The sequence below is a fragment of the Spirosoma luteum DSM 19990 genome (genome assembly GCF_000374065.1).
Lineage (GTDB): Bacteria > Bacteroidota > Bacteroidia > Cytophagales > Spirosomataceae > Spirosoma > Spirosoma luteum.
In genome coordinates, this window is record NZ_KB893268.1 from 148,749 (window position 1) to 163,249 (window position 14,501).

Here is a 14,501-nt window from a genome sequence, read left to right on the forward strand (position 1 = left end):
CTGATTAATCGGTTAGAAACTAACTGTTACACCCGTGTTGATAACCCGTGCCTGTGGGTAATACTGTCCACTGCTACTGGTTGATTCGGGATCGAAGATGCCCTTCATGGCTGGCGCGTACGTGGCCAGATTCAGGCCATTGACGTATACCCGCAGGTTGCTCAGGCCAACTTTACTGGCAACAACATCAGGCAGGGTATAGCCAAACTCCAGGTTTTTCAACCGAACGTAGTCTGTGCTTTTCAGCCAGTAACTGGTACCATTGGAGAAGTACTGGTTGCTACGATCCACAATGCGGGGGTTAACCGTGCTTGGGTTATCCACCGTCCAGCGGTTGTCATAGCTGTATTGCAGGAAGTTGCCAATCGTGCCTGATTCGGTTTGCAGGAAGATCTGGCCACCAGCCGATCCCTGGAACAGAATACTCAGGTCGAAATTTTTCCAGCGGGCACCCAAGTTCAAACCACCCTGAAAACGGGGCTGGTTGTTGCGGTCGGCCCGTACGCGGTCCTGGGCATCAATTTTACCATTACCGTCGATGTCCTTGAGCCGCATGTCGCCGGGGCGGAGCAGACTGGCACCAACGCCGGCGTAACTAATGGTGTTGGCATCAATTTCGCCCTGGGTGGAAAATATGCCATCGTACTGATAGAGCAGGGTTCCGTTTTGATCATTCGGGTTGTTGACGTTGCTCGGAATGGGCTTACCCGTCGAACGCTGCCACTCGGGTGCTCCCGGTGTTTCGTCCCAGAAGGTAATCTGGTTCTTGGCATAACCCCCGTTTACGCTCACGTTATACTTGAAATCGCCCGCCTGACCATTGTAGCCAACCCGGAATTCGTACCCTTTGTTGGTAACCCGACCAATGTTGGTAGCGGGCAGGGTAGCACCGGTTGTTTGCGGGATGGAAGCACTCTTGCGCCACAGGATGTTCGACCGTTTGTTCTGGAATACGTCGAACTCGAAGAACACTTTACCATTTAGTAACGATCCCTCCAGACCGATGTCCGAATTGTTGGCAACCTCCCAGGTCAGAGACGTGTTAGGTACGCCGTTTTCGTATAGTGTCTGCGCTACCTGATTGTTGATTACATAACCCCAGTTTGAATTGACGGGGTCTCCGTACGCGTAGGTTGGCAGATAATCATATTCGCGCAGGTTACCGTTGAAGTACACCTGGTCATTACCCAACTGGCCCCAGGATGCCCGGAGTTTCAGCGAACTGACTGCTGGCAGGGCTTTCTTGAAGAAATCTTCCTCTGAAATACGCCAGCCTGCCGTTACGCCGGGGAAGAAGCCCCAGCGGGAAGAACGGGGAAACATATACGAACCATCATACCGCCACAGGAACTCGGCCAGGTATTTTTCTTTAAAGTTGTAACCCGCCCGGCCAAAGTAACTCATCCGGGCCCGTTCCCAGGCTGCAGTTGTATTGGCTACCTGCTGGGTTTGGCTACCCGCAAACAACTGGTCGATAGCCGACGAGTTGTAATACTGCCGGAAGGCCGAGAAGCCGTTTGAATTAGACTGCTCTTTGGTAATACCAGCCAGTAAAGTAACAGCGTGACTTGCTCCAAACGTATGGTCGTACGACAGGATACCCGACAGCAGCGAGTTGAACTGATCGTTCGTGTACTGATTGAGGGTAGACTGAGCCGGTCCTTTCTGCACCCGCTGAAGCATGGGCTCTTTCGTATTAGGATCGTAGGAAGTGTAATCCCAGCTATACACAAACCAGGGTGTCTGCCACCGCTTACCCTGCTGAATGTACTTATCCAGGGCTACGCTGGCGGTCAGTTTTAGGCCCGGTATCCAGGGATTGGTGATGTTTACGCTGGCATTGCTTTGCAGATAATACCGGGTGTCCCGGTCGTAACCCGTAGCGCTGGTCGTAACCAGTACGGGCTGCTGGCCATTCTCGATATCGGGAGCCGGTAAACCGTTTGGCCAGAAAGCAGGCTTGTTAGGATAACCCCGCGACAGCATCCGGAAAATAGCACCGGCACCGACCGTTGGGAAGAACCGATTTTCCTGACGGGCTACTACGCCGGTTACCAGGTTGATATACTTACTGACTTTGGCATCCAAATTCAGGCGGAAGTCATATTGCTTATAACCGGTAGCCGAATTTTTGTAGTAAGCGTCCTGATTTTGGTAGTTGACCGACGTTAGGTACTTGATATTCTCCGAACCACCCACCAGCTGCAGCGTGTGCCGGGATTGGGGTGACCAGGTTTTCAGAGCCGCCCCAAACCAATCCGTGTTGGGGTGTCCCCAGGGGTCTGAGCCGTCATTGAATTTCTTGATATCATCGGGTGTGAACGCTGCTTTGGCAATGGAACCGTTGTCGGGGCGCGTGTAAACGCCGGTTGTGTTAAAGGCATCCAACGCAGGCTTCCAGAACTGCGAAGGCAGATTGTACGCATTGATTTCGTTGTTCAACTGGGCATATTCGGCCGCATCTGCCATTTTAGGAATGACCGTTGGCTGACCAAAGCCCTGATTGAAGCTATACGAAAGTTCAGGTCTGCCCGTTTTTCCCCGCTTGGTTGTAACCAGAATTACGCCGTTAGCCGCCCGCGACCCGTAGATGGCTGCTGAAGCATCTTTCAGTACGGAAATACTCTCGATGTCGGCTGGGTTCAGGCGGTCAATACCACCGGCACGAGCCGGCACCCCGTCAATAACAATCAGGGCATCGTTGTTTCCCAATGTGTTGGAACCCCGAATTCGGATAGCCGCCCCATCATAGCCCGGCTCACCGCTGTTGTTGGTGGCAATAACGCCCGGCATCCGTCCGGCAATGGAGTTCGACAGGTTGACCGCCGGGGATTTTATCAGTTCGGTGCCTTTTACGGAAGCCACGGCACCCGTTACGGTTTCTTTCTTCTGTTCACCGTATCCCACTACAATAACCTCACTCAGCATCTTGTCATCCGATGCCAGGGTCAGGTTAACCGAATTACGGCCGTTGAGGGCTATCTCCTGACTGGTAAAACCAATGTAGGAGAACACCAGCGTCGAGTTTGGACTGGGCACGTTCAGGGTGTAATCCCCTTCGGCAGAACTGACAGTACCGGTAGTAGTGCCTTTTACCACGATGCTAACGCCGGGTAAAGACTGCCCCTGGGCATCAACCACCTTCCCGGAAACTTTTGTCTGAGCCATCGCACCAACTGATACAAATAGACTTAGAAACAGAAGCAGACAGAAAGCGCGTTGGTACGTCCAGCGGGGCTCCGTAAGGAAGGTGTCGTCGCGTATCGTGCGGACCTTCTGTTGGGTAAATTGTTTTAGCATAAGTTTATGGAGTTAACTTTTTGTAACACCCCCAAAAGTCTGTTTCGTAGTGCTATCTACTTACCGGATTTTACTCAGATTTGACTTTTTTTTACCTTTATTATTATTAAAACTTGGTATAGTTCAATCAAATGATATTTATCTAATTTGATAAATTTTCACTGTACAACAGGAAATTTAGGCCATGCGCTACCGATTTACCTGCCTAATCTACTACAATTTGACTACCACTTGCGTAAACACACAAAAGGCCAGCTCCTCGGGAGCCAGCCTTTTGTGATGTACCTATTGAGGAGTGATTAGTACCCCGGGTTTTGCAACAGCTTAGCGTTACGATTCATTTCATCGCGGCCAATGGGCAGGTAATACATTTTGTCAATCCAGGTACGGTTCTCTTTACCGGGATCCGCATCTACTACTTTATAGCTGTAGTCGTAGTTGGTGGGGTCGTATTTGTAAAGGCTCACCGTCTTACCCGGTTTGAGCGTGCCTACGATGTTGATGTAATTGGCTTTTCGGCCCAGCGTTGTGGGGGCAATCATCCATCGGCGGGCATCATGGTACCGCTGCTCTTCAAAGACCATCTCTACACGCCGTTCATTCCGGTACCGCTGGCGCAGCGCATCCCCCGACTCGGTGATGGCGGGCATACCCGCCCGGAACCGGACTTTGTTCAGCCATAATTTAGCCTCGGCATCTTCGCCCAGCTCGATACAGGCCTCTGCATAGTTGAAAAGGGCTTCCGTATAGCGGAAGAAAGGCCAGGGAACTTGCTGGTAGGTGTTCTGGTCGACAATGGCTGGATCGGGATCGATAAACTTACGCATGTAATAACCCGTGTAACTACCATTCCAGTCCTCTACCGAACTTTTGCGGGTATCCAGACCGGGCTTAAGAACTTTAGCCCCCCCTTCAATTACTTCGTATTGTCCAGTCTGAATCTGGTTGGCCGGATCCTTGGCTGCTACGTCGGCCGTGCGGGGTTTCCACGGGGCTCCGTCGTACAGAATTGAACTGTAAAGACGGGGATCACGGTTGGCGTAAGGCATGCTGGCCGTGGCGGGATCGGACCAGTCAAACTTGGAACCATCAATCATCTCATAATCATCAACCAGCAGCGAGATCGGCGTATTTCCGGCCCAGTTATGGTACCCATTAGGGCCGTTGAACAAGCCTTGCTGACCACCCGCTTCCTGCTTGCCATTGATAAACGAACGGGAGAAAATAACGTCCTTTTCACCCCCGTTTTTTGAAAGGGCAATGTTCGTGTAGTTCTGCGAACCAACCGCTTTGGTGGCCGGTGCCGTTAAATTGAGCTGCGAGCCATAGGCGGTCAGGTCAAGTACTGCTTTGGCCGCTGCTTTCGCTTTCTGCCAGCGCTCGGTTCGGCTACCGGTTACGTACCCCAGCAATTCGGGTTTGGCAAAGGCAGCATGGGCCGTCGATTTCTGTTTAGCGGTAGCGGCATCGTACAGATCGCTGGCGGCATAAGTCAGAATCCGGGCTTTCAGCGCCAGGGCAGCCCCTTCATTTGCCCGCCCCTTAGCCATCGACAGGCCTTTTAGCAAAGTCGCAGCCTCATCACAATCCTTCACGATGAAGTTGATACACTCCTCCATCGTATTGCGGGGTACTGAGTAATCGGCCTCACCTAAACCATAGGCCTTATCAACGATGGGAACTCCTCCGTAATACCGCACCAACTGGTGGTAATAGTAGGCGCGCAAAAACTTGGTTTCCCCGGTCAGGCGTTCCACAATCTTATTCGTGTTGGCAAAGCCCGGTTTAGCCAGATTCTCCAGGGCGAGGTTAGCCGCCCGAATACGTCCGTACATGTTGTTCCAGTCAATCGTTTCGTTGATCCAGCCGGCATCAGCCGGATTGGAACGGGCTTCCGTGATGGTCGTGATGCCCCGACCAGGGTGGGTGAACATGGTCTCGTCCGTAAGGGAGGCTAACTGTTGTTCGTTAAACCCACCCTGCCCTAAACCGGTATATATGCCCGTAACAAAAGCTTCGGCCAGCGCGGCATCAGACCATACCGCCGTACTGGCTACCTGATCTAAGGGCTGCGTGTTTACGAAATCATCATTACAGCCGGTGATAGCAATGGAGGCCAGAAAAGCGGCCAGCGTTATCGTTTTGAATTGTCGTATCATGTTGAAAGTCGATTAAAAGCGCAGGGATATACCGGTGTTTACGATGCGCGATTGGGGGTAATACTGCCCCGTTGAATTGTCAGCCTCCGGGTCAAAAGAGCCAAGTTTGTTTACGATGGTCAGCAGGTTCAGCGCATTGACGTACACGCGCAGGCTGCTGATGCCTACTTTTTTGCCAAGGGTTTCCGGAATGGTGTAACCCAGTTCGAAGTTTTTTAACCGGATATAGTCGGCAGAACGCAGCCAGTAGGTATTACCGCCGGAATAGTACTGGTCGCTCCGGTTGGCAATGCGGGGATGAACGCTGCTGGGGTTATCCACCGTCCAGCGGTCGGTATAGAACTCCTGGAGGTAGTTTCCGATGTTGCCCGACTCGCCTAAGCTGATGTACTGCTGAGCACCGGCCGAACCCTGGAACAGAATGGTCAGGTCGAAGTTTTTGTACGAAGCCGACATATTCATGCCACCCTGAAACAGGGGTAGATTGGTCCGATTATTCCGTACCCGGTCATCCGGCGTTATTTTACCATCGCCGTTGTAATCCTGATACTTCATGTCGCCGGGCCGGATGGTTTTAACGACCGCCGAATAATCGAGTTTGTTGGCGTCGATATCTGCCTGATCTCTGAACACACCATCATACTGATACGCTACGTACGAATTGATGGGGCGGCCCGTTGACCGCTGCCACTCCGGCGCACCGGGGGCTTCGTCCCAGAAGATAATCTTGTTCTGAGCATAACTACCGTTAATACCAACGCTGTACCGCACCGCACCCGCCTGACCATTGTAACTGATCTGGCCATCGAACCCGCTGTTGCGCACTTTGCCGATGTTTTCGGGGGGCAGAATCAAACCCGTTGTCCGGGGAACGGATGCGTTCCGCGGGTACAGGATGGACGTACGCAGGTTGTTGAAGTAATCAAACTCGAACGCAATTTTACCGTTAAACAGCTGACCCTCCAGGCCAATGTCGGCGTTGTTGGCAACCTCCCAGGTAATATTCGTGTTGGGTATCCGACTTTCCTGCAGGATTTTCTGCTGGGCATCGTTAATGATGTAGGTATTAAACCCGTACGTGCCCAGGTACTGGTAGGTGGCTAAAGTAGACGTTCCGGGCAGATAGATCTGGTCGTTTCCTAACTGACCCCACGATGCCCGCAACTTAAAATAGTTGACGAGGGGAACCGAGTTTTTCCAGAAGCTCTCCTCCGAAACGACCCATCCGGCCATCACACCAGGGAAGAAGCCATACCGGGTCTCTTTTGGGAAGATGTCGGAACCGTCGTACCGGCTCAGAAACTCAAACAGGTACTTGTCTTTGTAGTTGTAGGCGATCCGGCCAAAGTAGTTCAGACGGGCCCGGTTGTAAGCACCACCCCCGTTGTCTTTGCTCAGATCACCACCGGCAAACATCTGATCAATGGCGGGTGATATGAAGTAACGACGGAAAGCGTTAAAGTTATCGCCCGCAATCGTCTCGCGGTTTACCCCGGCCAGAAGGGTCAGGCCATGATCGCCGTATTTACGTTCGTAGGTAGCAATACCACCCAACAGAATTTTCAGCTCGGTGTTGTTACCGAGTGACAGGCGGGGTTCGGCTGGTCCGCGAACGCTGGCAATCAGGTTCGGGTTTCCATTGGCGTCTACCCCCGTACCCCGTTCGTACAGCGTCCAGGGCGTTTCCCATCGCTTGTTGTTCTGATTCAGCTTATCGACAGCGGCCGTACCGGAAATTTTCAGGCCCTCAACACCGGGTACTTTGAAATCCAATTGGCCATTCGTCTGAATATAATCCCGCTTGTCCCGGTCGTAACCCGTTGCATTAGTCGTGATAACGACCGGATTTTCGCCGTTCTCGATGTCGGGCCCCGGCCGGCCATCGGGCCAGAAAGCGGGCTGGTTCGGCTTACCGCGCATCTGCATCCGGAAAATAGCTCCGGCTCCCCGCGTTGGGTAATAACGGAACTCTTCGCGGCCCAATACGCCCAGGGTCAGGTGAAGGTTTTTATTGATGTTAGCATCAATGTTAATCCGCATGTCGTACTGCTTGTAGCCCGTGGCCGAGTTCTTGTAGAACGCATCCTGATTCTGGTAACCCAGCGAGGCCAGGTATTTAAAATCTTCCGTACCACCGGTCAACTGCAGGTTGTGCCGGGTCTGGGGCGACCAGGTTTTCAGGGTCGATTTGTACCAGTCCGTGTTAGGATGCCCCCAGGGGTCGGAACCATCATTATACTTGGTTATATCGTCGGGTGTGTAGGGTGCCTTACGGATGGTGCCGTCCGGGCGGGTATACGCACCTGCCGTCTGATAGCCTTTCGTGGCGTTCGACCATTCACTAACCGGCAGTTCATACACACTCAGATCATTGAGCATAGTGGCGTACTGAGCCGCATTAGCCAGTTTAGGCACGAGCGTTGGCTGCGCAAATCCCTGATTGAAGGTATAGGATAACTGAGGCTTGCCCGTTTTGCCCCGCTTGGTCGTGATCAGAATGACCCCATTGGCTGCGCGGGAACCGTAAATAGCCGCCGACGCATCTTTCAGTACGGAAATACTCTCGATGTCAGCCGGGTTGATGCGGTCCAGTCCACCGGCACGGTCTGGGATACCGTCAACGACAACGAGCGCACTGTTGTTACCCAGCGTGTTGGTGCCACGGATACGAATAGCCGAACCGTCATAACCGGGCTCGCCACTGCGGTTAACGGCAGTGACACCCGGCAGGCGACCAGCCAGCGAGTTGGAGAGGTTGGTTGTTGGCGACTTGACCAGATCGGCGCCTTTAACCGCTACCACGGAACCCGTTACGGTTTCTTTCCGCTGCGTACCGTAACCAACCACTATTACTTCGTTGAGCGATTTGGTATCGACGCCTAATGTGACATTGATGCTGCTTTTTCCCCCGATGGGAACTTCCTGGGTAGTAAAGCCAATGTAGGAGAAGATGAGGGCCGTTGCGCCCGAGGGTGCATTCACTGTGTAACGCCCTTCCGTATCGGTCACGGAACCTGTTGTGGTGTTCTTGACAAGGACACTTACACCGGGCAATGCCTGGTTTTGTTCATCAACAACTTTTCCCGTAATCCTAGACTGAGCATATGCCCCGAATGATGAAAAGAGCCCCCCTACTAGCAGAAGTCCGAAAATGGCCTGTCGGAGGTAATTTTTGTCCATGTAAGAAGTATCACCGCGTGTCGGGTAAATCTTCCTCCTGGTAAACTGTTTGTACATAATCGTCATTACCGTTTTTGTATGTTATAAACGACATATAAAAGCAGTAGACTATGCCCATATACTGACTAATTTTAACCCTATTTTAATACTATATTGATATTTTTGATACTATATTACCATTATTTCTGTAAGATACTATATGTATGAGCAAGAATAAGCTTAATGACGCCCTAGGATATACGCCCCCAGTTGTTCTCGCTTTGCTTGTGGGAGTCAACATGGTTTCGGATGGGGGCGTGCTGGGGCAGGAGTAATTCCGGGTCTTCATTCAGGATAGCCTGCGCCGATTCGCGGGCAACCGTCAGGATAGCCCCGTCTTTGGCTAAATCGGCAATCATCAGGTCCAGCGCACCACTTTGCTGGGTACCGGCCAGGTCGCCGGGACCGCGTAACTGGAGGTCTACGTCGGCAATCTCGAACCCGTTGTTGGTGCGTACCATCGTTTCGAGCCGGGTGCGGGTGTCGCTGCTGAGTTTGTAGCCGGTCATCATCACGCAGTACGACTGGTCGGCACCCCGGCCCACACGTCCCCGCAACTGGTGCAACTGCGACAGGCCAAACCGTTCGGCACTCTCAATGACCATCACACTGGCATTGGGTACATTTACGCCGACTTCGATAACCGTAGTAGCCACCATGATATGGGTTTCTCTTTTGAGAAACCGCTTCATCTCGTCGTCTTTCTCGTAGGGCAACATCTTGCCGTGCAACATGCCCACTTCGTACTTAGGTCGCGGAAAGGCCCGCTGCATACTCTCGAAACCATCCGTCAGGTCCTTGTAATCCAGTTTCTCGGATTCTTCGATGAGCGGATACACGACGTATACCTGCCGCCCCAGTTCAATCTGCTGCCGCATGAAGCCAAATACCTCGGCCCGGTGCTTGTCGTACTTATGAACCGTTTTAATGGGTTTCCGTCCTTTGGGTAACTCGTCAATCACCGACACATCCAGATTACCGTAAAGGGTCATGGCCAGCGTGCGGGGAATGGGCGTGGCGGTCATGACCAGAATGTGCGGGGGTACCACCTCGTTTTTAGCCCAGAGTTTGGCCCGTTGCGCCACGCCAAAGCGGTGCTGTTCATCGATGATGCACAGGCCCAGGTTTTTGTACTGTACTATATCTTCCAGCAGGGCATGCGTACCCACCAGGATGTGCATCTTTCCCGATTGTAATTCGTCGTGGAGGACGGCCCGGCGTTTTTTGTTGGTGGAGCCGGTCAGAATACCCAGGTTCAGCCCCATCGCTTCGGCAAAGGGCTGGAGACCGTTGTAGTGCTGGTCGGCCAGAATTTCGGTGGGTGCCATCAGGCAGGCCTGTGCCCCATTGCCAATGGCCATCAGGCAGGCAATGAACGCCACAATGGTTTTACCACTGCCCACGTCGCCCTGCAACAGGCGGTTCATCTGCCTGCCGGTCAGGAAGTCGGCGTAAATCTCCTTGATAACCCGCTGCTGGGCACCCGTCAGTTCAAAGGGTAGCAGCTCGTTGTAGAAATGCTTCATCAGGGTCGTATCCCGGAAAATCTGCCCCGGAAACTCCTCCTTCTGAATGAGTTTGTTCTTGATGAGCCGCAGTTGATTGTAGAATAACTCCTCAAACTTGAGCCGCCGTTGGGCCTGTTTGAGCCAGCCCTGATTCTGGGGCAGGTGAATGTTCCACATGGCTTCCCGTTTGCCAATAAGCCGGTACTGCTGAATCAGCGCATCGGGCAGGGTTTCGCGGATATGAGGCCACGCCTGTTCGAGCAGGGTCCGCATAGCCTTGCCCAGTGTTTTACTGTCGAGGTGACGCTTGCGGAGTTTATCGGTGAGGTTATAGACCGGGAAAAAACCGGCCTCCTGTTCGGAGCCGGTGGCCGTATTTTCCAGTTCGGGGTGAACGATGCTAAACTGCCCGTTGAAGGATTGCGGCTTGCCATAGGCAATGTACTCACCATCGCGCCGAAGGATTTTCTCGATATAAGTAACGCCTTGAAACCAGACCAGACTCATGGTGCCGGTGCCATCCTGAAAATTGGCTACCAGCCGTTTCTTCGGCCCTTCGCCCTCCATGTACCAGTCGCGGAGTCGTCCGCGCACCTGCGCTGAGGGCATGGAATCCATCAACTCGCTGATGGTGTAATAACGGGTACGGTCGTCGTAGCGGAAGGGGTAGTACTGAATCAGGTCACCGTAAGTGAACAGGTTCAGCTCTTTGTTGAGCAACTCTGTCCGCTGCGGACCTAACCCTTTCAGGTAAAGAAGCGGGGTATCGAAAAAAGTGGCGCGTTCGGTCATGACATATCCGGTCTGGGGTGACCCGGTCTGGATTGACCTGGTTTGGAATGACCCCGTCCGGACTGACCAAAATTACAAAAAATGTCATGTATAGCCATTTTATTGTCATTGCTCCGCGTCATTCAATAATCATTTGGTGATGGTTTTCAAAGCCAATACACTCGCGTTAGCAAAAGCGCCGGTTTTGTGCAACCAACACTACATCAGTCTGCCAATGAGTTGCTTTTTTACAGGAAGTCTCTGTCAGGTACGCCAATCAGTGACTACCAATAACCGCAAAACAACGCGAAATTATTGGCTATTCATCTACCTTTCCCAGGCCAAACGCGATGCCTGCATATACATCCAGACCACGGGGATTGATACCGTTGGCTTTGCTGCCTATAAGTCCGAGGAAGTTTTCAGTACCCAGCCAGGCGGGGCCAACCCGGATGGAACCACCCGCCGTTATGCCTCCATTCAGGTACGCTATTGGTACCGCAAGGCTCAGCCATCGGGCGTCATAGCGGGGGGTAATGGCCACAAGGGTGGGTCGGTGAATAGCCGTGGCCTGTACCGACCGGGCGTCGAGCAAACAGGTTAGGTTGATGCCCAGGCCATCGGGCAACTGGTAGTCGGCAGTCAGGTTCAGCGAAGTCGGCAGGCCTTCTCTAAACGTGGTACCATTAGGTGTTCGGCTGTTGCTTAGCTTATTCTGAATAACCTGAAGTACGGCACTCGTGCCATTCAGATTATTAAAATCATTTCCATTAAACCGGACCGGATTCGTCCCAACATCGGTATACGCGTATTGCAGGCCCTTGTAGGTCAGTCCACCAATATCGGTCAGGGCGATACCCAATTGCAGCGTAGGACTGTATTCATCGTAGTGATCTATGTACGTAAGGCCAATATCGGCCCCGAAACCCCGGCCCGGTGCCGACGTGCTGAACAGGGCAGCAGGGGTTAAACTTCGATTCTCAAGGAAGGTGGTATAGGCAAGGCTGGCGTCTAATTTTGTCACCTCCAGGTAGATGTCATCCCGATTTTGTGGGTTTTGCGTAATTTGATACGTAAGCCCCCGATTGATGAGATGCTGGGCGTTGTAGCCCAGCAAGAATTTGGCGGTAGCTCCAAGCAGTAGTTTTCGCCCGTCATTTTCCATAAGCGTTCCGGCGTAGGTCAGCCCTACTTCGGCAAACGTGCTGGTATTACCACTCAGTTTGTTATCGCGGCTGGGAATTCCGTACAGCGAGCCATCACTTAAACTGGACCGCAGTGAGGATAGCAACGATTCTGATGCGCCGAATACCTGAGCAACGGCCCGAAACCGGGTGGTTATCGCAAAGGCCGACCGTTCGGTCGTCTTTATCAGGAAAGAAGGCCCCCGTACTTCGCCCCATACCGTTCCGTTCTTCGGCTTTCCATTCAGCGTTTCGCGGGTGTAGTCCGTTTCGAACTGAACGGTACCATTGGCATTTTGATACTGCGGCTGTACCCGGCCGGTAAGTAGACGAAGGAGTGAAAACGGGGCCTGATACCGTACGTAATTGTTATCGATATGCCCGGTGCCGGTAATAACGTTCAGGTAAAATTTTGATGGGGAGTCGGCCGCCAGGGCCGGGTTAATATAAAGCCGGTTTGTTCCTCCGTATCGGCTTGTTGAAATGCCAAGCATGTTTTGAGCAGAAACAGACGTAGCGGCCAGTAGAAACATCCCCTGGATAAGTAAATACTTCATGTAGTGTATATAAATGGGACTTGTATCGGTAAAGAAACGCAAAACCGCCGTCGGGGGTTAGCCAATATCGGTTTTAATTGAGTGAACGGTACGAAGTAACGGCCGGTTTGGATCTATACCACCAAAAAGGGGATTTTACCCGGACAAATCGGGTCTGTTAGCCAATAGCGGGCTACGAATGGCGAAGGACCGGGTGGCAGAAAAACCGTTGACAGAACTGGAGCCGGTGAAACATCTGCCCGTACATCCGGTTTAAACGGGTACTGTCGTCATACAACTTAATTACGAACCTATTCAACAACTTAAATACAGAACCATGGATAGCATCAATCGGGAACAGGAGGAAGAAAACCATAAGGATTTACAGAACGCCGAAGCCGGTAAGAAAATCAGGGAACTGGCCGACAAAGCGAGCACCTGCTTTTTTGGTACGGGCATAAAAACCGGCAAACCACTCACGGTGCGCCCGATGGCCGTTCAGAAATTGGATGACGCCGGAAATCTCTGGTTTCTGAGTGCCAATGACAGCCACAAGAATCAGGATATAGCGGAGGATAATCATGTGCAGTTGCTATTCCAGGGGTCAACCCACTCCGATTTCCTGAGCCTGTACGGACGGGCCACTATCTCGACCGACAAAGCACTCATTAAAGAACTGTGGGAGCCAATTTTAAAAACGTGGTTTACGGAAGGAGAAGACGACCCCCGGATAACGGTTATTAAAGTAGAAACCATCGAGGGCTACTACTGGGATAACAAACACGGCGATGCCGTTGCGTTTCTAAAAATGGCCGCCGGCGCCGTCATGGGAAAAACCATGGATGATTCCATCGAAGGAAAGCTTACGGTGTAAGGGCATTCCGGTAAGGAGCTACAGCACCCGATTTTTTGAAACGCCCGCCACAAACGGGCGTTTCTTTTTGTGCGGGTATCGTAGAACAGGGTTTTCTCAGAACGTGTCTGCGTTCACGTTGATTCTCGCATTCGATACCATCCATAGCCAGCACGGAGTTGCTTCCCACACGTCGGGTAAGCTCATTGATCGACTTGAAGGTTGCAATAAGCTGACGCGGGGTCTTTCAAGGAAATGGCAAATCGAGTAGGCTGGTCAATGACATGCTTCCCTGAATCGGCACCGACACAGTCTGATTGACTACCAGCCCAGGTAGCCTTCAGGCGTTACACCCTTCAGCCGAAGGTAGACCATGCACTGCCCGCGATGGTGGATGATGTGATTCTCCATCGCGTACAGATACCGCCAGTGGGGAATCTTACCCCCTACAAACTCGGCCTGCTCGAACAGTTTCGCGTCGGGTATGGTCGTGATGGTTTGCCGCATAAAGGCGTAGAGGGCTTTCACTTCATCGACTACCTCCTGTTTGGTCACGGCCTTCGACAGCTCACGGCCTTTTTTGTAGGGATTGTCAATGCCAAGCCGCTCTGCCAGCAGCGTTGTGGTGAACTCGCAGCAATGCCGCCACTGCCCGGCAAAGCTCATGGCTTCGGCCGTATACTTAAAGTCGTAGGATTCGGCTGGCATCTGGTTGGCCGTGATCAGGGTAAGCTGTTCGGACCTGGCCCAGGCCTCAAGCAACTCCCGGCGCACGCGTTGGGCCTGGGATTCGAGGTCGATAGTGGCCGGGCGAGCCAGTGCGGATGCTGGCAGCAGACTGGTGCCTAGCAGGTTCCGGAGGAAGTGGAGTCGGTTCATGCCTGTAAGTTGCCAAAAAGTTGATTATGAAGCAAGTAACGTGATCGTACTTGGTTTGGATACGTTGCCATTGACGAGTGTCTGCCCAAGAG

The 14,501-nt window shown here is 52.5% G+C and carries 7 protein-coding genes; 1 reads left to right on the forward strand and 6 read right to left on the reverse strand.

Translation table 11 applies throughout. The features are described 5' to 3' along the window. Window positions 1–12: 12 nt before the first annotated feature. The 5 genes from B156_RS0118700 to B156_RS0118720 all read right to left on the reverse strand — a co-directional run bounded on the left by B156_RS0118700 (window position 13) and on the right by B156_RS0118720 (window position 12,698). Window positions 13–3,300, reverse strand: coding sequence for a SusC/RagA family TonB-linked outer membrane protein (locus B156_RS0118700; protein WP_018621305.1), 3,288 nt, complete (start codon window positions 3,298–3,300; stop codon window positions 13–15). A 299-nt stretch (window positions 3,301–3,599) separates the two neighbouring features. After that, window positions 3,600–5,459, reverse strand: a complete 1,860-nt coding sequence (locus tag B156_RS0118705; RefSeq protein ID WP_018621306.1) for a RagB/SusD family nutrient uptake outer membrane protein — start codon at window positions 5,457–5,459, stop codon at window positions 3,600–3,602. A 12-nt stretch (window positions 5,460–5,471) separates the two neighbouring features. After that, window positions 5,472–8,639 (reverse strand): SusC/RagA family TonB-linked outer membrane protein, encoded by a 3,168-nt coding sequence (locus tag B156_RS0118710; protein ID WP_040585967.1) that lies wholly within the window; start codon window positions 8,637–8,639, stop codon window positions 5,472–5,474. Window positions 8,640–8,869: 230 nt separating this feature from the next. Further along, a complete protein-coding gene (recG, locus tag B156_RS0118715; protein ID WP_018621308.1) occupies window positions 8,870–10,978 on the reverse strand; it encodes an ATP-dependent DNA helicase RecG in 2,109 nt (702 codons plus the stop codon). Between the two features lie 298 nt (window positions 10,979–11,276). Beyond that, window positions 11,277–12,698: a DUF5723 family protein gene (locus B156_RS0118720; RefSeq protein ID WP_052635776.1), complete on the reverse strand. Its 1,422-nt coding sequence runs from the start codon at window positions 12,696–12,698 to the stop codon at window positions 11,277–11,279. 316 nt (window positions 12,699–13,014) lie between these two features. Between B156_RS0118720 and B156_RS0118725 the strand changes: the two genes are divergently transcribed. Then, window positions 13,015–13,551 carry a pyridoxamine 5'-phosphate oxidase family protein gene (locus B156_RS0118725; protein ID WP_018621310.1) on the forward strand — a complete coding sequence of 179 codons (537 nt, stop codon included), beginning with the start codon at window positions 13,015–13,017 and terminating at the stop codon, window positions 13,549–13,551. 300 nt (window positions 13,552–13,851) lie between these two features. Here B156_RS0118725 and B156_RS0118730 read toward each other — a convergent pair whose 3' ends face one another. Further along, window positions 13,852–14,409 (reverse strand): DinB family protein, encoded by a 558-nt coding sequence (locus B156_RS0118730; protein ID WP_018621311.1) that lies wholly within the window; start codon window positions 14,407–14,409, stop codon window positions 13,852–13,854. Window positions 14,410–14,501: the final 92 nt, after the last annotated feature.